Consider the following 19,565-nt stretch of genomic DNA (forward strand, 5'->3'; position numbering starts at 1 on the left):
AGTTCTCAGGGTAAGAATATGGCTACCTTAAATCGCGTTCTGTTTATTCAAGATACAGTTCTTAAACAAGAACCAGTACAATCCAGTCAATTACCTAGCACTAAGCAACAAAGTATTCCCATTGGTACGCTGCTTGTACTTAAGTCTTATGAACTCCCAATCAATAACTCTGACCACTATAAATTATTTTTAGAAGATATTCAGTTTAAAGGTTTTAGTAGTAACTGGTTTGCTTTTGGGAAACACGCCAAAATTATCCAAGAGGAAATCACTCCTGTTACGAATATTAGCGCGATCGCCACTAAGCAACAATCTAAGGATAGTGTAAAAGTTACTGTAGATCGTCAGTCGGTCGGGAATCAACAAGGTTTTCTCAAGCTGGTGTTTAACGCAGAGACGATAATTAAGCGCCAACCTGTTGATTCTAAGGTGCTGAATGATCAATCTAAACAGATAATTCCCGCAGGTACAGAATTAATTTTATCAACAGATAAGCCGGATACTAATAATAGTGTGAAATTCTCCATTCAGGATAATCATCTCAGATTTAACCTGAAGGATGTTGAATTTAAAGGTTTCTCGAAAGATTGGTATGTCTTTACGCAACACGTCGGTATTCAACGCGTTGATTAGATATTTCCCAAAAAAACTGTTGCATAGTTGAGGGAGGATTGCGATCGCAAAATCCATCGGTGCTACCAGTGAAATCACAATTGTGATCGCAATAATTAAGGTTTTTCGTCTAAAGTGCTATATTTAGTCCCATCAGTAAAAATACTGGTTAAATTTAAGTTAAAAATAAGACGCATTTTTTAACCACGAGAGAAAATTGAGTAGGGATACGTAGAGTGAAAAGCCAGTTTTCAAAATACTACAGGCTGTTAGTTATTTTTGCCTGTACGGTGTTGATTGCCTTTGCTGGTCAAGCTGCGATCGCGCAGAATAATAGCCCTTGGCGCAATCAACGCAGACAGCCGGTAGAAATGATTGTCGGCGGTGATTTTGTGGTCACGATGAATGATGCACAACCTGTAATTAAGAATGGTGCGGTGGCCCTCAACGACGGCAAAATTGTTGCTGTAGATACACAAGACAAAATCATGGCATCTTACAGATCTGCCAAGAGACTATCCGGCGAAGGTAAGGTACTCATGCCTGGTCTTGTCAATGGTCATTCTCATACAGCAATGGTGTTGTTTCGCGGTCTGGCAGACGACTTAAACTTACAAGATTGGTTACAAAATTATATATTTCCCGCAGAAGGACAGTTCGTTAACGAAAACTTCATCCGCGTTGGTGAGACACTGGCTTGTTGGGAAATGATTAGTGGTGGCACTACGACATTTGTTGATATGTACTTCAAGCCCGATGTTGCCGCTAGAGTAGTTGATCAATGTGGCTTGCGGGCTGTAATAGCACCTTCATCTATCGATTTTCCTAGCCCTGGTTTTCGCGGCTGGGATGATGCGTTTGCTGCGGCAGTAGATTTCGTGAAACGTTGGAAAGGACGGAACCCACGAATTATCACAGCTTTAGCTCCTCACGCTCCTTACACTGTCTCGCCAGAGCATCTGAAACAAGCTATCCAGGCAGCACGTCAATACGATGTGCCATTGACGATTCACCTTGCAGAAACACCAACCGAAGTTCAAGACATCCAACAGCGCTATAATGCCACCCCAGTACAACATCTAGAAAATATCGGGTTCTTAGATCCGCGAGTCTTTGCTGCTCATGTAGTTTGGCCTAATGAAAGTGAAATTGCGCTGATGGCAAGACGCGGTGTTGGTGTCATCCATAATCCTGAATCGAATTTGAAGTTGGCTTCTGGCTTTGCACCTGTTCCGGCGATGGTACAGGCAGGAATTAAAGTTGGTCTGGGTACGGATGGTGCTGCGTCCAACAATGATTTAGATATGTGGGAAGCGATTCGTCTTACTGCCCTGATTCATAAAGGCACAACTCTCGACCCTACCACTTTACCGGCCAGGACTGTCTTACGGATGGCAACCTTGGGAGGTGCAGAAGCCCTCGGTTTGGCTGATAAAATTGGTGCTGTCAAAGTTGGGTTGCAAGCAGATTTAATTCAAGTAGACCTCACATCTGCACACCTGACTCCTCTTTACGATGTTATTTCCCATCTCGTTTATGCAGCAAAAGCTGAGGATGTTGATACTGTAATTGTGGATGGGAAAGTTCTCATGTCTGAGCGTAAGGTTCTTACGGTTGACACTAAGCAAGTTCGGCGTGAAGCTATCAGGATTGGTGAGCAGATTCAAGCAGAGATCCGTCCATCGAATTAACTCTTGTTTTGAAACATCACCAAACAAAATTCTCTTCTAGGACTTACGTAAAAAAACTCTCAAAGTCTCATTCCTCTGTGAACTCTGCGTCTCTGTGGTTCGATTTTCCGTAGCCTGTGCGTAAGTCCTGTCTTCCAATGGCTTGAAAATCCATGCCTTAGTACGCCGCTTAGGCTGTTTAGTTTTCTCGATTGGTAAATAAAATGGCGCGATCGCACAGTGTTGATCGCGCCGCCAATAATCAGCTACGTACTACAATTTTGGCGTTGCATATTTTCAGTAATGCCGAAAAATCATTTTTGAGTTGACACAGTTAATACTTGCGGTGGGGTAGCATCGGGGGGATAGAGAAAGTCTACTTCCACTAATCTGCGATCGCTCGCTTTCAGATTTAATACTACCAGTGGCTCTCCTGGTTGACCCCGCTTTTGGACTAAATGCACAAATTTGGTTTGCGCCATACCTCTATCATCTTTGTACCGTATCCGCACACTTCCACGAAAGAATGTTTGGCGTGCTGGGGTGCTAAAAAAGCGCAGTCCAGGTTTCACTAACTGGTCTTCTTTAATTGGGGTTTGCATGGCCACAGCCACAGTTTGCGGTGTAGATGTGTTGTTATATAACGGTAACTTCAAGTTGTATTGAATTGCATAGTTACCATGTGCGCGATATGCAGTATCGGGATAACGCGCTAACATCGGCGCACTTTGAATTTGATTAGTCCCCAAAGTTCCGCCGTGCAAGGTACTCAAGGCATAGGAAATAGCTTGTCCCGCCTGGGGAATGGTTAAGAATCTGGCTTTGGGACTATCTACTATAAATGCACGCCAAAAGGAACCGCCGACAACCCCCGCGACTCTTCCGTAAATTCTCGGTTTACCAGTTTCTTCTAAAGGAGTAGGTGTTTTATCCCGTGGCGTGGATAGTTCACCGTTATCTAATAAATTTTCCCACTCTGCTAAAGTTGGCGCACGTTCGCTACCATCAGCATTATCCTTGGCAAACATCGCTAAACTAGCGGCGTAAACTGTCCCATTAGTCCGCAAGCGCATCAAGGTAGACCGACCATTTAAAGGCGGCGTTAACCCTTGTACGGGAATGGGGAGATTAAGTAACATTTGACTTTGCTTAGGTGCAAGAATTATTTGCGCCGGAAAAATTGATTGTCGCCTTCCTCTGAGAATATCAGACATAGCGCGATCGCCTGGCCCGGCAAATACTTTACCCGCAGCATCTTCGACAAACGGCGGTAACTCAATAAATGGTGCATCGGGTTGACTTAAATAACTCGCCGCTTGCAAGACATTGACGGTGACTGGTTGGTCAGTTGGGTTATGCAGAATTACACCGAGATAGAGCGATCTCAGATTTTCTGGGGGGTCGGCTTTCGCCACATGGTGAGCAAAAATATCAAATCGTCCCCGAAAAGGAAAATTTAAATGCGCTGTTGGGACTTTTTTACTATCCCCTGGAAAAGTAGACAATAAAATTCCTTCTTTCAACACCAATTCTGGACTATTGCTATTAAACGTTGGGACTGAATCTAACTGTCCTGGTAAAGGCAAAACTTGTTGCTGTTGGACAACTTCTTCTGGTGGTGGTGTGGGCGGTGTGGCTTGAGCAATCAGTAAGCTGAGTAAAAATGACAACATATACTTAGGTGACTATTTTTCCTACAAGACGCACACCATTTTATGCGAGTGCCAAATTGTGAATAATTAATAAGAAATCGGCAACAATAGCTACCAAATTTTCTTGATTTAAAATTGGAACGTGAACAAATATACAACGATTTGTCAGTTGATATTGGTGTAAATAGTCAAGAACTGCATAATAAAGACCCTCGCACACAAATTTACCGCAGTCCTTACTAATATCAGTTGCTACTGTTCCCGAAACTAATTTTTCCAAATTTACTCCGGTCGCCAAAAAAATTTCTCCTTGATTAGCACCCATCTCTACACTTAATCGCTGGCGACTTGCAGCCATGCCACAACAGATAATGTAATCTGGTTGCAACTGGGAGATTTTTTGAATTACCCAGGAACTAGCCAGCATCACATCTACAGGTAACAGCCGGAGAAATTTTAAATCGTGGGGAATGGAATCAACTTGACTCACTTCTTGCAATAAATCATCCGATGAATTTGACGGTTGATCATTTAACCAAGTGTCAAAAGAAGTTAATAGAATTCTTTTCTTCATTAGAATTATTATTTAGAATAGAAAAACCCTCCATAATAAATTTACAAGGAGCAGGTCAATGCCAGTTATTGCAGTCGTAGATTACGACATGGGAAATTTGCACTCAGTCTGTAAAGGCATAGAAAAAGCTGGGGCAACTCCTAAGATTACAGATTCTGCTAAAGAGATATCATTAGCAGATGCGGTAGTATTGCCAGGAGTTGGTGCATTTGATCCCGCAGTGCAACATCTCAGAGAACGGAATTTAGAGCAACCAATTAAAGACGCGATCGCTTCTGGTAAACCTTTCTTAGGAATTTGTTTAGGATTGCAAATTCTATTTGAATCAAGTGCAGAAGGAACCCAACCAGGGCTAGGAATTATCAAAGGAAAAGTCCGCCGATTTCAGCATGAACCAGGAATTACAATTCCCCACATGGGTTGGAATCAACTGGAATTTACTCAACCAAAAAGCATTTTATGGGAGCATTTACCTGCAAACCCTTGGGTTTATTTTGTGCATTCTTATTATGTTGACCCAACAGATCCGCAAGTTCGGGCTGCAACTGTTACCCACGGTACTCAAACTATCACAGCTGCTATTGCCAAAGAAAACCTGATGGCAGTGCAATTTCACCCGGAAAAATCATCTAATATAGGATTGCAAATCCTGTCTAATTTTGTTTCTCAAGTTCGTGAACAAATTGCCGCATAAGATTTGTGATTTGTCATTTGTGATTTGTCATTTGTTTTGTTACAGACTAATGACTAATGACCATTGACCAATGACTAATTATCATGAGCCTGAGAATTTACGGCAAACGTCCGATTAAAACCTTACCAGGGAAAGAAACCAGACCTACAAGTGCTAGGGTAAGGGAAGCTGTTTTTAATATTTGGCAAGGCGAAATTGCAGATTATCGCTGGCTAGATTTGTGCGCCGGTAGTGGTTCAATGGGCGCAGAAGCTTTGTGTCGAGGAGCCAGCTTGGTAGTAGGAATTGAACAATCAAGCCGAGCCTGTGCAATTATTCAAGAAAATTGGCAGCAATTAGCTAACAGTGAACAAAAATGGCAGCTATTGCGGGGTGATGTAATTCAACAGTTAAAAATTTTGTCAGGAAAACAGTTTGACAAAATTTATTTTGATCCGCCATACACCAGTGGATTATATCAACCTGTGCTAGAAGCGATCGCTGATTATAATTTGTTAGATACTAAAGGTGAAATCGCCGTAGAACACAATCCCCAAGGCTGGACACCACCAACAATCCCCAATTGGGAAATCTCGCGTCAAAAAGTTTACGGTAACACAGCTTTGACTTTCTACAGAATTATGGACTCAGCTACAGACAGTGAAACGGGCGGTTAGAAACCGCAGCTACACAGACAAAACCGACACTTCGACAGGCTCCGTGACCGCCTACGTGGGTTTCAAATCTTTGATTTTCAGTTAGTCCGCGCAGGCGGACTTAGTTTGTGTAGCCGCGAATTCCATTCGCCTAATAGCTTGGGACATCAACAGATGAGAAAACATAGACACCACAAGGTTTTTAACCCTGTTACCTGTCACCTGTTACCTGTCCCCTACTATATCAACCACCCAACTCGTTGGGACGCTTGTATTGCTTGTATGCAGCGTAAAATAGACCAGCGAGAGTAACGACAATTAGACCAAGGACAATACCTGAAAGCAGGGGTTCAACCACTTTAAATCTCCTGTTTGCAATTATTAATGATTCATATCCCGTTTTTGATTTTACCAAATTACGGCGAATCCCGCTTACCGCAGTGTTTTGGAGCGATAACCACTTGTAAGAAAACAGTCATCTGCGCTTGCAGTGGAAATCAAGAACTTTTAAGCTATGTGTAGGAAATGAAAAATTTTATCACCTTACACTTTCACGGCAAACCTTTTGGATAACCAGATTACCAAACCTGAAATTCTAATTCAGCGGATCGCCTTGTTGGCTCTAGCGATACTGCTAGTAATTCCTTTGGGCATCTTTGGTGTTCAAATGGTACAAGCCTCAGATCCTTACGTTAAAACAGTTCTTTCCTTAACGGGAAACCCAGAGCAAGGAAACGCTATTTTTCAAATTAATTGTGCTGGTTGTCATGGTTGGCAAGCAGATGGGCGAGTCGGCCCTAGTTTACAAGCTGTTTCTAAACGTAAATCTCGTTATAAGTTGATTCACCAAGTTATTAGCGGTGAAACACCGCCTATGCCCAAATTTCAGCCTAGTACCCAAGAAATGGCTGACCTTTTGAGCTTTTTAGAAACTTTGTAGTGATTTACTTTTATTAAAAAATATTTAAAGATTTGGGAAGCAAAGGTTTTCTACATCTTTAATTTTTGTTAACCATACTTTGAAGATAACTGCGGCTGTAATCACATAGATTATGACATTGTTAATTGGTGAAATCTTTAAAGTAACTGAGTTTATACTCGGAACTCACCACTTAACTATGAGTGGAAGGGTGGTTGAATGTGTAAAAATGAATTGCGTGATGATGCGATCGCAGTTGGAATAAAAAATGACAGAAGTTCTCCAAATTGGCAACCGTGCAATCCCAGCGACTGAGCTAATTTCTTTACTGGCAAGTTATCAAATGCTGCCACAACTACTAAGGGAATTAATTATCGATGAAGCGATCGCAAATATAGAATGTACACCAGAAGAAATTACCCGCGCTCAACAGCAGTTTTACTTAGAACGACAATTAAAAACTGATACAGACATTAAAGCTTGGATGGCCTATCACGGTATCACAGTAGATCAATTAGAATCTGTAACTATTCGCAGACTGAAAATTGAAAAATTCAAGCTAGACACTTGGGGTAACAAGCTAGAATCTTACTTCTTTCAAAACAAAACCAAACTAGATAAAGTAATTTATTCCCTACTACGCACTCAAGATATCGGACTTGTCCAAGAACTTTACTTTCGACTCCAGGCTAAAGAACAGTCATTTGCAGAAGTCGCCCAAGAATACTCTCAAGGCCCAGAAGCCCAAACTGGTGGACTAGTCGGCCCTGTTGAACTACAAGCAATCCATCCGGGAATGGCACAGTTGTTATCTAGCAGTCAACCAGGTCAAGTTATACCACCAGCCCGCATAGCCGAATGGGTTGTGATTCTGCGTTTGGAGAAACTCATCCCAGCCCAATTAGATGACCAGATGAAAGCAAGATTACTGAATGAACTTTTTGAAGCTTGGCTACAAGAACAGCAAAAACAAATCCAAAAATAGTTAATTGTCCATAGTCGTTTGTATCTACCAGATAACCATTCACCACTAACTAAATTGCTGGGCATAAAATCTAGCATAGCGACCTTCCAGCATCAATAATTCCTCATGATTACCCGATTCCACTATTTGCCCTTTTTCCATAACGAGAATGCGATCGCATCTTCGCACTGTACTTAAACGATGGGCAATAATAAATACTGTCCGGTTCTGCATGAGTCTTTCTAGGGCTTCTTGCACCAAAGCTTCCGATTCTGAATCTAATGCAGATGTGGCCTCATCTAAGATTAATATACGCGGATTCAGGAGAACAGCACGGGCGATCGCAATTCTTTGGCGTTGTCCACCCGATAAATTTACGCCACGTTCACCTACCCAAGTTTCATAACCTTCTGGTAACTGGGTAATAAATTGATGGGCGTTAGCAATTTTCGCAGATGCCATAACTGCATCCATCTCAAAAGCATCTTGTCCAAAAGCAATATTTTGAGCCAGGGTTCCCGAAAATATCACTGTTTCTTGGGGAACAATGCCAATTTGTCGCCGCAGACTATGTAAGGTGACATCCCGAATATCAATATCATCTATGAAAACTTGCCCAGAATTTGGGTCATAAAAACGGGGAAGGAGATTCACAAAAGTGGTTTTTCCTGCACCAGAAGCACCCACCAAAGCGATCGCTTCTCCGGGTAATGCTAGTAAACTTATATCTTGCAGGACTGGTTCACCGGGTTTGTAAGCAAAAGAAATCTGGCGATATTCTACTTTACCTTTAACTGGTGGTAGGGCGATCGCAATTGTTTTTTCTATTACCTTTGGTTGAATCGCCATCAATTCAAATACTCGGTCTAAGGATGCTTCACCTTGTTTAAACTCATTGTAGTTGTTGGTTGTATGACCAATCGGGTCAATTAACAATGCCGCCGCCGCTAAATAACTGAAAAAATCTCCCACAGTTAAGTTGCGTTGATAAATTTGCCACGTACCAACCATTAATAAAGATAAGGCACTTAAAGCTTCTAAAAAACCAATGATGGGAATTTGGATGGCTTTGAGGCGTTCTGCGGAATACTTCGCTTTTAAAGAACGTTCCGCTTCATAACCAAAACGAGCAATTTCATAATTCTCTGCTGCAAACGCTTGGACAAGGCGAATTCCGCTGAACACTTCCGTCAAAATAGCCGATAATCCCGATACGCGATTTTGACTTTTCACAGAATACTGACGTAGCCGTTCCCCAAACCAGCCAATTAACACTCCCATTAACGGTGCAATCACAATTGTGGCGAGTGTGAGTTGCCAATTCAAATAAATCATGTATATGGGTATGGCAATTAACTGCAACACACAGGGAATAAAGTCGTGCAGTAGTTTGTTGACAACTTCCCCCACCCGATCTACATCTTCTGTCAGGCGGTAAGCTAAATCACCTGTTTTAGCTTGTTCAAAATAGCTTAAATCTAATTTTTGCAAATGGCTGTATACTTGCTTGCGGAGATAATAAGCCACTCTTAAAGCGACTTTAGCCATGTACATATCTTGTACGGACTGAAAAAAGCCACGTACCAGAAATATCAAAGCACAAACACCTGCTATTTGGGCGATCGCTACTACATTACCTTGACCAAAAGGCGCTGCTAATTTACCAGCAAGATTAATTAACGTTAGTGTCGCCAGCACGTAGCCAATAATGCCGATTAAGCCTTTGATAATGTTTGCCCACTGGGGTTTGATATATGGCAGTAGTTGCCAGTAATTAGAACGGGTTTTCAAGCTATGACTTCCAGAATATGATTTTACTTGGTTTGACGCTATCAGCTTTTGTGTAGTTTCAATTCACCAATTTTAAAATTAATTAATGTTTTTCAGATCCATCGCCTGAGACGATCCTCTGAAAAACACTGTAAAAGATGTTTAATAGCCTATTTTGAATATCTTCAAAAGATTAAAGCATTAACTAAACCATATTGGCAGATATACATCTATAATTTCCGCAAATATTGCCATTACAAGTTTTATCGGATACATTGCATCTAGCAGTTTTAGTCCTAAGTAGAATAACTGCGTAAAATCCAACTATCACGGATAACAATTACCGACTAGCCACTTATAATTATTGGGTAAATATTATGAAAACTTTGATTAAACAAGCTATTTTTAGGTTCATAATTTTCTGGTTTTCACCACTATTAATACCATTTATATTCACAACAGAGAAAGAAATTATTACTGCTGATATCAAACGATGGGCTGAAGTTTTAAGTTTGCCAGAGCAACCCTTGTGGATGCAATTACTTGTCCTACTAGACAAAACACAAGAATTTAGAAATTTGTACTATTATCGTCTATTTAAAGGCAATTTAACCGGGCGTATTTCAATGTATTTACTGAAAATACTTTACCCAGAATGTCCTTCTCTTTTCTTAGATTCTTCTTCTTGTATTGGAGCAGGTTTATTTATCCAGCATGGATTTAGCACTATTATTATGGCAGATATAGGTGAACACTGTTGGGTAAACCAACAAGTAACAATTGGATATAAAGATAAATCAGGTCGTCCCAAAATTGGCAATAATGTTCGGATTACGGCGGGGGCTAAAGTATTAGGTAATATTCAAGTAGGTGATAATGTCACAATCGGCGCAAATGCAGTTGTTGTTAAAGATGTTCCTAATGATTGTGTAGTTGTGGGAATTCCGGCTGCAATTATTAGAAGAAATGGAGTCAAGGTTGAAGAGAAATTGTAAATTAGGCGTGGGGATTCCTTGACCGAAAAATTTGAAATTTTGGATGGGGAATTTTCAGTACCAGCCCCACCCCTTCAGGGCGGAATTAATCCAAAATACTCGCGGAGCTGCGTACGCTTCGCTATCAAGCTCTACCCTAAAGTGTGGAGTCAATCCAAAATTGATTGACGATGTATGTTGAGATTTTTTACGTAAAAATTAAATTTACATAAATTGTATAAGAAATTATTATTTATAGCAGTCTAGCCTATAAATAAAGACAAAACTGCTATAAATAAACTGTGATCATGTCTGACCACTCTTATATTTGATAGCTAATAGCACTCTATGTGAAGATATCAATCACAATTTTAGATATAAAAATTTCATGAAGCTCAGTAAAAACCCTTGCTGGGAATTGCTTTTTTAGATAAGAGTATTTAGTGTCAATAGCTCACAAAGCAGTCTCATCTCGTTTTAACGTCAGGATATCTAAAATATTTACTAATTTTTTATTGAGGTAAAAAGTATCTATCATTTGCTGGTAAGGAAGGAAGTCTGAGTTAGTAGCTTAAATAAAAACTGGGATGAGAGAAAATGCTTCAATCATTTTCTCGTTTCTGAACTCAGCAGTGGATTAATGATCATCTTTTTTGGATGTAATTCTTTTTGGGATCAAGTTTGTAATCTTCACAAGAGTAAATACAATGAAAAACTTTAGCTTGGCGAATATGTTACTGCTGGCTGGTGCTGGAACAACATTTGTTTTTGCGGCTAGTCCATCTCAAGCAGCAGTGATTAACATCTCAGATTTTACTGGATGGCAGGGAATTGGCAACTTTAGTTTGAGTAATCAGCAAGCCATTATTGATGGCGGTGGAGTTACTGACACTGCTGTAGAGTCATTCTTAGGACTAGCCAGCGGAGCCTTAGATACTTTGAATAGTCAAAATGTTAACAATGCTTCTGCTATTAAAAATACTATTACAGTCCAAGCTGGGGATGTTTTGACGTTTGATTGGCAGTTCCAAGCAGGTGACTATCTGCCTTATAATGATTTTTCCTTCTACTCTATTGGCACTTCTCTCAATAAACTGGCTGATGTAAGACAAGTAGGGAATTTTGGACAAACTTCATCTCAGACTGCTTACACATTCGCAACAGCCGGAACATACACTGTAGGATTTGGGGTTGTCGATACATTAGATCAGTACCTATCCTCAAGTCTAACGGTTCGCACTTCTGGAGGTAACGAACCTGTTCCCGAACCCGTAACTATCATCGGCTCATTAGCCGCAGGTACTTTTGGTATAGCTTTGCGCCATAAGAAGAAGCAACAACAAAAAGCTAAAGCTGAAGCTTAAACTAAGAATACATAGCTTTGGGCTAAAAATTTACACCTCATTTACCGACAATCGGCCGTAAAGGATCACAGAGAGCGATCGCACATCGCTCTTATTTTATGCGTAAAAATAATTAGAGGGATTTTGCTGTTATACCAATTCCCTTTTTAAACTAGATACGACAAAATTTTCTAAGTCATTGTACCTGTACCCAATTTGTGAGATTCTAGATAATCGCTGCTATCAAACTTCAACAAACTGGGTAAAAACTTAGATGTCTCCTTCACGTTAGCCAAAGATTAGCCACTAGTAAACTACCAGACGTGGTGATTGATGGGTCTGGTGAGATTGCCTAAAACCAGAGTTTCAGGTTGTCTAGAATTCTCAATAAATTGTCAAGGTCAAGCTGACCAAGAATTTTATGGATTTGGAGAATACAAAAAATACTGGTGCAGAACTCAAATAAATATGTATAAATTTTGCTCCAGAATTAACCATCCCTAAACCTTTAACTATTATTTGACTATTAGGACAAAGACATGGAAGATAAGCTGATGCTGATGATTCCTGGCCCAACACCAGTGCCAGAAGCTGCCTTACTGGCTTTAGCCAAACACCCCATTGGTCATCGTACCAGTGAGTTCAGTAACATTTTGGCAGAGGTGACAGCTAACCTCAAATGGCTGCACCAAACCGAAAGCGATGTGCTGATGTTGAATGTCAGCGGTACAGGTGCAGTAGAAGCTGGGATCATTAATTTTCTTTCCCCAGGCGATCGCATTTTAATTGGTTGTAATGGTAAATTTGGTGAACGCTGGGCTGAAGTTAGCCAAGCCTACGGTTTAAATGTTGAGACTATTACTGCGGAATGGGGTAAACCTTTAGACCCAGCACAGTTTGCTGAAAAACTGCAAGCCGATACAGCAAAACAAATCAAAGCCGTTGTTATCACTCACAGTGAAACATCAACAGGCGTTCTAAATGACTTAGAAACCATCAACCGCCACGTTAAAGAACATGGTGAAGCTTTAATTATTGTTGATGCTGTAACTAGTTTGGGTGCATTCAATTTACCTATTGATACCTGGGGACTAGATGTAGTCGCCTCCGGTTCGCAAAAAGGTTACATGATTCCCCCAGGCTTGGGTTTTGTTTCTGTGAGCGCTAAGGCATGGGAAGCTTATAAAACAGCTAAATTGCCAAAATATTATTTAGATTTAGGTAAATATCGGAAATCTGCGGCTAAAAATACCACCCCTTTCACTCCCCCAGTGAATTTAATTGTGGCGCTGCATACTACCTTGGGGATGATGAAAGCAGAAGGTTTGGCATCTATCTTTGGCAGACATGAACGGCAAAAAAATGCTACCCGTGCGGCTATTAAAGGATTAAACTTACCGTTGTTTGCCGCAGATAGCTGTGCTAGTCCAGCAATTACAGCAGTAGCACCACCAGATATTGAGGCTGATAAAATTCGTTCGTTGATGAACAAGCGTTTTGATATTGCTTTAGCTGGTGGTCAAGACCATTTGAAAAATAAAATTTTCCGTATTGGTCACTTGGGTTTTGTGAGCGATCGCGATATCCTTAGCTGCATAGCATCCCTAGAAGTTGTGCTGTTAGAACTAGGCTATGAAAACTTTACACCGGGTGCTGGTGTAGCGGCAGCAGCTAGAGTACTGAATGGTTAATAGTCAATAATTATTCCTAAAAATTGCTGACAAATGACTAAAAATTAAAAGAGCGAGTAAAATAACCATCTTCAACTCGCTCTTTTAACTTGGATTTAAATAAGTAGGATTGGTAAAAGTTAATTGCCCTATCTATCAGCCTCGTTCCTAGGCAGGGTGGATGTGACATACCTTAATTCTCCCCCATGAGCATTCATACTTAAACAGTTTCTAGCCAATCATAAATTTGTTCTAACTGTTCCATCGTAATCAACCCATACTGCCAAAGAATCATCGGCAAAGGCCCAGGATCTTGTTCCCGATGCCGTAAAGCTACTGCCAGAGATGCTGCCGAAATTGACAAATCTTCCTGTAAAAAATGAATCAGTCGTGAATATGTTGATGGTGACATTTGTAACTCACCTCCTTGTTTAGTTTGTATGGTCATATATCTATTCACCATTCCTCTTTTGTCCGCAGCTACTACTTCAGTTGAGACTGTGCAATTACCGGATTAAGATCCCAAAATATTGCTTGATAATCCTTAAATAGAACAATTTTTCCCAAAAATTGAGCAATCCCAGGCTCTAAATTATCGGTTTGTTTAATTTTCTAATAGCACTTCAGCAAGTTAAATTAACTTCATCCTTAATTTGCCTGAGTGTTCTATTTAATTACACTTTAAGTAACCAAGATTCCATAGCCTATGCTCCCTTATGAGAGACTGTTTACACTTACGCCAAAAGGAAGATTTTTCGCAATGAAACCTTAAGATTGTTATTTTACCTCTTAAGTAGTTTTTTTTACTATTTTTGTCATCATATTAGATGCCCTAGAGACAATTTGCCAGTTCATATCTACTTAACAGTTTTTTTACAAAAAAATCATTGATTAGATATTTTTCTAGCTTATTCAACGAGGTTTTTAGGGCTTACTACCGTAAACTACTGTTCTCTAAAAATTTAATTTTGACACTATCTCCTAGCTTGAGCTTTAATTCTTCGGCTCGTCCTGCACGCAGTTCAATTACAGTATCAATTGGTACGGTTGGCCCATAAGTCCCACAAGGTTCACTCGAACAAGGCGGTGCAGCAGCCTGAATATACTTCACTACTCCATTTTGTAAAAAGACCATATCCAGCGCCACAGGTACATTCTTCATCCAAAACTGCACAGGCTGTGCCGAAGGAAACTTGAATAACATACCGCGATTCTCTGGTAATGCAGGTCTATTCATTAATCCTTTTGCCTGCTGTTCTGGAGTTACTGCCACCTCCAACTCAATTTTTGTCCCATTGGGAACAACTGCTGTAGCTGAAATTGGTAGTATCTGACCAGTGGCTGTTGGTACTTGAATAGGAGTTTTAGCCGTTGTTTGGGTAGAACATCCCATCAGAAACAGACTGAGCATAATTGGTAGTAAACTTAGCCAACGTATCATAAAATTTGCCATTTTGTTATTTAAATTTTGATTTTACAGAATTTCCCCCAGAAAGCCCACTTCTTTTGGTATCTTTTTTGGTCTTATGGGCAATTATGGCTTCATCATTGTTGCGTTAAGTTAAAATAGCACCGCCCATTAACCTGTCATATCGGTATTTCAATTCTTCTTTCATCAAATACCAGCGCTCTAAAGTCACATCTATTTCTATGACTTTCTCGGCGGCTTGACGTGCTAAGAGTAATATTTCTTCATCTTCTACTAAACTAGCTAAGGTAAAATCTGGCACACCAGATTGGCGGGTTCCCAGAACTTCACCAGGTCCGCGAAAACGCATATCCATTTCCGAGATGAAAAAACCATCCTGGGATTGTTCCAATACTTTCAACCGTTGTTGAGCATCAGGATTTCGGGAACTGCTCATTAGCAAACAATACGACTGAGCCGCACCCCGACCGACACGTCCCCGTAGTTGGTGTAGTTGTGATAAACCAAAACGTTCTGCATTTTCAATGAGCATCACTGTCGCATTAGGTACATCTACACCCACTTCAACTACAGTTGTAGATACCAAAATCTGCGTTTGATTATCTCGAAATTTTGTAATTGCTTCGTCTTTTTCGGCGGAACTCATCCGCCCGTGCAGCAACCCGACTTGAAAATCGGGAAAGACGCTTTCTTGTAACTTTTGATGCTCCTCTACCGCCGATCGCAAGTCTAATTTTTCTGATTCTTCCACTAAAGGCAACACTACATAAATTTGCCTACCTTGGGCAACTTCTCGGCGGATCAGGTCGTAAGCATGGCTACGTTGCTGGCTAGTTAATGCGGTAGTTTGAATTTTTTGCCTTCCCGGTGGTAATTCATCAATCTGGCTGACATCCAAATCCCCGTGAATTGTCAGGGCTAGTGTCCGGGGAATGGGAGTTGCAGTCATCGTTAATACATGGGGTTGTTCGCCTTTTTGTTGTAATAACGCTCGTTGCTTCACCCCAAAGCGATGTTGTTCATCTATCACCACTAACCCCAAGCGGTAAAAGTTTACCGGGTCTTGAATTAAGGCGTGGGTTCCCACTAATAAAGGTAATTGCCCTGTGGCTAACAATGAATGAATTTCGCGGCGTTTGGCAGTTTTGGTGGAACCTGTGAGTAGTTCCACGGGTAAATGTAATAAATTAAACCAGCTAACTAACTTGCGGTAATGCTGTTCGGCTAAGACTTCTGTAGGAGCCATCAACGCTGCTTGATAGCCAGATTGAATGGCTGCTAAAATTGCTACCACCGCCACGACGGTCTTACCAGAACCGACATCGCCCTGTACCAGACGATTCATCGGTGTGGTTTTCTGCAAATCATTCAAAATATCATTGAGGACTCTTTGCTGTGCGCCAGTTAATTGAAAGGGTAAGATTTCGGAGAATTTTTCAATTAATTGACCTTTAGGTGCAAGAATCGCACTGGTTTGAATCGCTTTGGCTTGCTGCTGACGTTGCAGTAAACCGAGTTGCAGATAGAAAAATTCATCAAAGACCAGACGACGGCGGGCAGATTGTAAGGTATCGCTATCAATGGGAAAGTGGATATTAGCGATCGCATCTTTCAATTCCATCAAATCATATTTTTCTCGCAAACCTTTAGGCAGCGGGTCTTTGAGTGAAGTTACCGCCGGTAAAACTGCTGTTACCGCCTGACGCACCATATTCGCCATCACCCCTTCTGTTAGGGCATAAATTGGCACTACTCGCCCAATCGTCAGCGACTCAATGCTGTCTCCCGGATTTGCCAAAACTTCCAATTCTGGGTTATCTAGTGTCAAGCCATATTTACTTTCTTTCACCAACCCGCAAGCAGCTATTACACTACCTACTGGGTAGCGGCGTTTGAGACTTTCTTGCCAAGCACGACTGGTAAACCGCGCCCCAGCCGAAAAGCGACCAATTTTAATTTGACCTGTATTATCTTTAAGTACCAGTTCTAAAATAGATAGTTTTTGATTTTTGGGGCTAGTAAAGCAATTACACCGTTTGACACTAGCTACAATAGTTACCGTCTCACCCGCCTGCAACTCGCGGATATTTACTTGACGGGCATAATCAATGTGGTCGCGGGGATAGTAAAACAGCAAATCCCGCACAGTATACAATTGCAAAGCAGCTAATTTGTCAGCTTTGCGAATACCTATTTCTGGTAAGTCGCTCAGTTTTTGGTCAATTTTTGGCGCTAGTCTCCGACTCACCTCATTCACCACAGGGGTAGACTTGGGAATTTTTGATGGATAACTTCTCCCCTGCTTTTCTAACTCCTCTGGGTCTTCTTGCTGTTTTTGTAGTTGGTCAAGATACCTACGAGTTGTAGTAATTAAGTTTTGTCTATCTTTGACTGCCAAATTGGGATAGCTGGCAAATTTTGTCGCCAATTCTTGCCAACGGCGACGTTCAATAGCCGGGATAGCGGCTGGAAATTTCCCAAAAGTCAAGCTGAGAAATTCACTAAAGCGGTATTGTTTGCCCATCAAGTCGATAAAGCCATGTTCTGCTTCTATTGCCAAGGCTTTATGCAAGCGTATCCAATCTGGTGTGTCATTAGTCATTGGTTATTAGTCAATGGTCAATGGTCAGTAGTCAATGGTCAATCGTCTTTAATGTTGACTTTTGACTAATCCTCATACCAACTTGAGCGCCAAGCCGCTTCGGCTTCTGCAATCGAACGTTCTCGTTGCTTTTTTTGATACTCCCGTCCAAGTTTTTGGAGTTTTACTAAGATATTCCGAATTTGCTTGCGGCTAGAAGCCAGTGTTGCGTCGGCAAATTCAACTTCTCCTAGTCGCAGATTAATGGCCATAATCTGTGTAAAGCTAGATTCTTCTTCATCTTGCTCATCATCAATTTCGATGACCAAGTTTAAAAGATTTGGCGGCCCTGGCATAATTTCGGCAGCAGCTTCCGAAGCTGCTGCGGCGGCTTCTAAAATTGGTTCTGGGACTTTTTTGGGTAAGATATCAGCTTTTTGCAACAACACATTTGTATCGTGAGAGATTTTTTTGAGTGCTTGTTGCGTCAATTCTTCTAAGCTATTTTGCCATTTTGCCAGTTCTACAGGGTTAGAAGAGTCAGGAAGATTGATTATTGAATTCTCCACCACAAGTTCTTCATTATCATTCCCGTCATTTTCGGCAACATTCTCATCTTCTTTAACTGCTTCACCATTGATATATGTGAGTAATTGCTCAGATAGCTGTTTGCCTAATTTGCGGATGGCTTGCTGTAATTTCTGCCGTTGATTTAACGACAACCTTAAAAAGTTTTCGGGATAACCTTGAGTACACAGATGGTAACTTGCCAGAATCAACTGTTTCCGTACAGCTTCACCTAAGAGGGTGAGATAAATAGTATAGGCGCTTTGAAGTTCGGCTGCGATCGCCATTATCGCTTCTTCTAGCATTGCCAAATCCCGATCAATTCGCTCAATTGCTCTCGCCATATCTTTTCTTAATTGCCCATCTGAACCTGCTTATGGTACAAATGTATGGGGTTACTTTCTAATAATAAAATACAGGTCAGCTTAGTGTAACTGACCTGTCTTAAAAAATGTCATTTGTCATTGTTCATTTGATTTTAAACAAATGACCAATGACTAAGGACTAAATTACTTAGCTCCGATTTGAGCCGCAACTTCATCAGCAAAGTTAGTTTCTTGTTTTTCAATACCTTCGCCTAGGATGTAGCGCACAAAGCGTGTGACTTCAACCTCTTCACCGACTTTAGCCTTAACTTGTTTGACCAATTCTTCTACAGAAATACTTTGGTCACGGATGTAAGGCTGATCGAGTAAAGTCATCTCTTTCAGACGTTTTTCAATCCGTCCTTGAACAATCTTTTCTCTAATGTTCTCTGGTTTGTTTGCCAAATCATCCTTACCCATTTCGATGTCTTTTTCTTTTTGGACAACTTCGGTAGGGATTTGGTCTACGCTGACATATTCAACGTTGGGACAAGCTGCAACTTGCATCGCTGCATTCCGCGCCAAAGCATGGAATTCTTCGTTACCCGCAGCTGATTCAGTGGTGGATTTGATCTCAACTAGCACACCAACGCGACCACCAGTATGGATGTAACTATCTACTACTCCTGGTGTACCATCTGGTAATGCAAAGTTAATAAAGCGGCGTACCTGGATGTTTTCACCAAGTTTAGCCATAGTTTGCTTGATAAATTCATCTACGGTAACACTGTTATCTTCGATGTAAGCTTGAGTCAGCAAAGACTCAATACTATCAGCAGTAGCGGCTTGCTTTGCAAGGCTCTTAACCAAAGATTTAAAAGCTTCATTTCGGGCAACGAAATCGGTTTGACAGTTAACTTCTAGCAGTACGCCTACTTTACCATCAGGGTGAATGTAGGTATCTACTAGACCTTCAGCTGCGATGCGATCGCTTTTTTTACCCGCAGAAGTAATCCCCTTTTTCCGTAGCCAATCTGTAGCTTGTTCAATGTCGCCGTCATTTTCTGTCAGCGCCTTTTTACAGTCCATCATGCCGGCACCAGTCTTTTGGCGTAGCTCTTGGACGAGTTTTGCAGATATTTCCGCCATGTTGCCTCAATTCCTAACTTGACCTAGAGTTTTTATCGCTTACGGGCGTTGAGTATT

18 protein-coding genes are annotated in these 19,565 nt (G+C 41.1%); 9 read left to right on the forward strand and 9 right to left on the reverse strand.

Going from position 1 to position 19,565, the window contains the following annotated elements; translation table 11 throughout:
• Positions 1-18 precede the first annotated feature (18 nt).
• A complete protein-coding gene (locus NOS7107_RS10925; protein WP_015113032.1) occupies positions 19-633 on the forward strand; it encodes a hypothetical protein in 615 nt (204 codons plus the stop codon).
• A 215-nt stretch (positions 634-848) separates the two neighbouring features.
• On the forward strand, positions 849-2,303 hold the full coding sequence (locus tag NOS7107_RS10930; RefSeq protein WP_253274541.1) for an amidohydrolase: 1,455 nt from the start codon (positions 849-851) through the stop codon (positions 2,301-2,303).
• 293 nt (positions 2,304-2,596) lie between these two features.
• Here NOS7107_RS10930 and NOS7107_RS10935 read toward each other — a convergent pair whose 3' ends face one another.
• Both NOS7107_RS10935 and NOS7107_RS10940 read right to left on the reverse strand, forming a co-directional pair.
• A complete protein-coding gene (locus NOS7107_RS10935; RefSeq protein WP_015113034.1) occupies positions 2,597-3,955 on the reverse strand; it encodes a DUF3370 domain-containing protein in 1,359 nt (452 codons plus the stop codon).
• A 40-nt stretch (positions 3,956-3,995) separates the two neighbouring features.
• Positions 3,996-4,508 (reverse strand): hypothetical protein, encoded by a 513-nt coding sequence (locus NOS7107_RS10940; protein WP_015113035.1) that lies wholly within the window; start codon positions 4,506-4,508, stop codon positions 3,996-3,998.
• A gap of 58 nt (positions 4,509-4,566) precedes the next feature.
• Here NOS7107_RS10940 and hisH point away from each other — a divergent pair, with 58 nt between their 5' ends.
• Complete coding sequence (gene hisH / locus NOS7107_RS10945; RefSeq protein WP_015113036.1) at positions 4,567-5,202, forward strand: imidazole glycerol phosphate synthase subunit HisH; 636 nt, start codon at positions 4,567-4,569, stop codon at positions 5,200-5,202.
• A gap of 83 nt (positions 5,203-5,285) precedes the next feature.
• Positions 5,286-5,858, forward strand: a complete 573-nt coding sequence (gene rsmD, locus NOS7107_RS10950; protein ID WP_015113037.1) for a 16S rRNA (guanine(966)-N(2))-methyltransferase RsmD — start codon at positions 5,286-5,288, stop codon at positions 5,856-5,858.
• Positions 5,859-6,081: 223 nt separating this feature from the next.
• Here the strand turns inward: rsmD and petG are convergent, their stop codons facing one another.
• Positions 6,082-6,195 (reverse strand): cytochrome b6-f complex subunit V, encoded by a 114-nt coding sequence (gene petG / locus NOS7107_RS27785; protein WP_010995538.1) that lies wholly within the window; start codon positions 6,193-6,195, stop codon positions 6,082-6,084.
• A 207-nt stretch (positions 6,196-6,402) separates the two neighbouring features.
• On the opposite strand from petG, the gene NOS7107_RS10955 reads away from it, so the two are divergent.
• Both NOS7107_RS10955 and NOS7107_RS10960 read left to right on the forward strand, forming a co-directional pair.
• Complete coding sequence (locus tag NOS7107_RS10955) at positions 6,403-6,777, forward strand: cytochrome c (protein WP_015113038.1); 375 nt, start codon at positions 6,403-6,405, stop codon at positions 6,775-6,777.
• Between the two features lie 247 nt (positions 6,778-7,024).
• Complete coding sequence (locus NOS7107_RS10960; protein ID WP_015113039.1) at positions 7,025-7,741, forward strand: peptidylprolyl isomerase; 717 nt, start codon at positions 7,025-7,027, stop codon at positions 7,739-7,741.
• A gap of 45 nt (positions 7,742-7,786) precedes the next feature.
• On the opposite strand, the gene NOS7107_RS10965 is transcribed toward NOS7107_RS10960, so the two are convergent.
• The gene (locus NOS7107_RS10965; protein WP_015113040.1) at positions 7,787-9,511 is read right to left on the reverse strand and encodes an ABC transporter ATP-binding protein; all 1,725 of its coding nucleotides are present in this window, start codon (positions 9,509-9,511) and stop codon (positions 7,787-7,789) included.
• Positions 9,512-9,867: 356 nt separating this feature from the next.
• Here NOS7107_RS10965 and NOS7107_RS10970 point away from each other — a divergent pair, with 356 nt between their 5' ends.
• The 3 genes from NOS7107_RS10970 to NOS7107_RS10980 all read left to right on the forward strand — a co-directional run bounded on the left by NOS7107_RS10970 (position 9,868) and on the right by NOS7107_RS10980 (position 13,498).
• The gene (locus NOS7107_RS10970; RefSeq protein ID WP_015113041.1) at positions 9,868-10,485 is read left to right on the forward strand and encodes a serine O-acetyltransferase; all 618 of its coding nucleotides are present in this window, start codon (positions 9,868-9,870) and stop codon (positions 10,483-10,485) included.
• Positions 10,486-11,171: 686 nt separating this feature from the next.
• A complete protein-coding gene (locus NOS7107_RS10975; RefSeq protein WP_015113042.1) occupies positions 11,172-11,828 on the forward strand; it encodes a PEP-CTERM sorting domain-containing protein in 657 nt (218 codons plus the stop codon).
• Between the two features lie 518 nt (positions 11,829-12,346).
• On the forward strand, positions 12,347-13,498 hold the full coding sequence (locus tag NOS7107_RS10980; RefSeq protein WP_015113043.1) for an alanine--glyoxylate aminotransferase family protein: 1,152 nt from the start codon (positions 12,347-12,349) through the stop codon (positions 13,496-13,498).
• Between the two features lie 199 nt (positions 13,499-13,697).
• Here the strand turns inward: NOS7107_RS10980 and NOS7107_RS10985 are convergent, their stop codons facing one another.
• The 5 genes from NOS7107_RS10985 to tsf form a co-directional block, all read right to left on the reverse strand.
• Positions 13,698-13,925, reverse strand: a complete 228-nt coding sequence (locus NOS7107_RS10985; RefSeq protein WP_044499903.1) for a DUF2949 domain-containing protein — start codon at positions 13,923-13,925, stop codon at positions 13,698-13,700.
• A 486-nt stretch (positions 13,926-14,411) separates the two neighbouring features.
• Complete coding sequence (locus NOS7107_RS10990) at positions 14,412-14,918, reverse strand: DUF192 domain-containing protein (protein ID WP_015113045.1); 507 nt, start codon at positions 14,916-14,918, stop codon at positions 14,412-14,414.
• 115 nt (positions 14,919-15,033) lie between these two features.
• Positions 15,034-17,508: an ATP-dependent DNA helicase RecG gene (gene recG / locus NOS7107_RS10995; protein WP_015113046.1), complete on the reverse strand. Its 2,475-nt coding sequence runs from the start codon at positions 17,506-17,508 to the stop codon at positions 15,034-15,036.
• Between the two features lie 65 nt (positions 17,509-17,573).
• On the reverse strand, positions 17,574-18,398 hold the full coding sequence (locus NOS7107_RS11000; protein WP_015113047.1) for a hypothetical protein: 825 nt from the start codon (positions 18,396-18,398) through the stop codon (positions 17,574-17,576).
• A gap of 165 nt (positions 18,399-18,563) precedes the next feature.
• A complete protein-coding gene (tsf, locus tag NOS7107_RS11005) occupies positions 18,564-19,508 on the reverse strand; it encodes a translation elongation factor Ts (protein WP_015113048.1) in 945 nt (314 codons plus the stop codon).
• Positions 19,509-19,565 lie beyond the last annotated feature (57 nt).

The sequence above is a fragment of the Nostoc sp. PCC 7107 genome (assembly GCF_000316625.1).
Taxonomy (GTDB): domain Bacteria; phylum Cyanobacteriota; class Cyanobacteriia; order Cyanobacteriales; family Nostocaceae; genus Nostoc_B.

What these genes read in the sequence shown, in the direction of transcription:
- NOS7107_RS10925 (WP_015113032.1), top strand. Translation starts at nt 19, where the DNA reads ATGGCTACCTTAAATCGCGTTCTGTTTATTCAAGATACAGTTCTTAAA.
- NOS7107_RS10935 (WP_015113034.1), bottom strand. Translation starts at nt 3,955, where the DNA reads ATGTTGTCATTTTTACTCAGCTTACTGATTGCTCAAGCCACACCGCCC.
- NOS7107_RS10940 (WP_015113035.1), bottom strand. Translation starts at nt 4,508, where the DNA reads ATGAAGAAAAGAATTCTATTAACTTCTTTTGACACTTGGTTAAATGAT.
- hisH (WP_015113036.1), top strand. Translation starts at nt 4,567, where the DNA reads ATGCCAGTTATTGCAGTCGTAGATTACGACATGGGAAATTTGCACTCA.
- rsmD (WP_015113037.1), top strand. Translation starts at nt 5,286, where the DNA reads ATGAGCCTGAGAATTTACGGCAAACGTCCGATTAAAACCTTACCAGGG.
- NOS7107_RS10960 (WP_015113039.1), top strand. Translation starts at nt 7,025, where the DNA reads ATGACAGAAGTTCTCCAAATTGGCAACCGTGCAATCCCAGCGACTGAG.
- NOS7107_RS10970 (WP_015113041.1), top strand. Translation starts at nt 9,868, where the DNA reads ATGAAAACTTTGATTAAACAAGCTATTTTTAGGTTCATAATTTTCTGG.
- NOS7107_RS10975 (WP_015113042.1), top strand. Translation starts at nt 11,172, where the DNA reads ATGAAAAACTTTAGCTTGGCGAATATGTTACTGCTGGCTGGTGCTGGA.
- NOS7107_RS10980 (WP_015113043.1), top strand. Translation starts at nt 12,347, where the DNA reads ATGGAAGATAAGCTGATGCTGATGATTCCTGGCCCAACACCAGTGCCA.
- NOS7107_RS10985 (WP_044499903.1), bottom strand. Translation starts at nt 13,925, where the DNA reads ATGACCATACAAACTAAACAAGGAGGTGAGTTACAAATGTCACCATCA.
- NOS7107_RS10990 (WP_015113045.1), bottom strand. Translation starts at nt 14,918, where the DNA reads ATGATACGTTGGCTAAGTTTACTACCAATTATGCTCAGTCTGTTTCTG.
- recG (WP_015113046.1), bottom strand. Translation starts at nt 17,508, where the DNA reads ATGACTAATGACACACCAGATTGGATACGCTTGCATAAAGCCTTGGCA.
- NOS7107_RS11000 (WP_015113047.1), bottom strand. Translation starts at nt 18,398, where the DNA reads ATGGCGAGAGCAATTGAGCGAATTGATCGGGATTTGGCAATGCTAGAA.
- tsf (WP_015113048.1), bottom strand. Translation starts at nt 19,508, where the DNA reads ATGGCGGAAATATCTGCAAAACTCGTCCAAGAGCTACGCCAAAAGACT.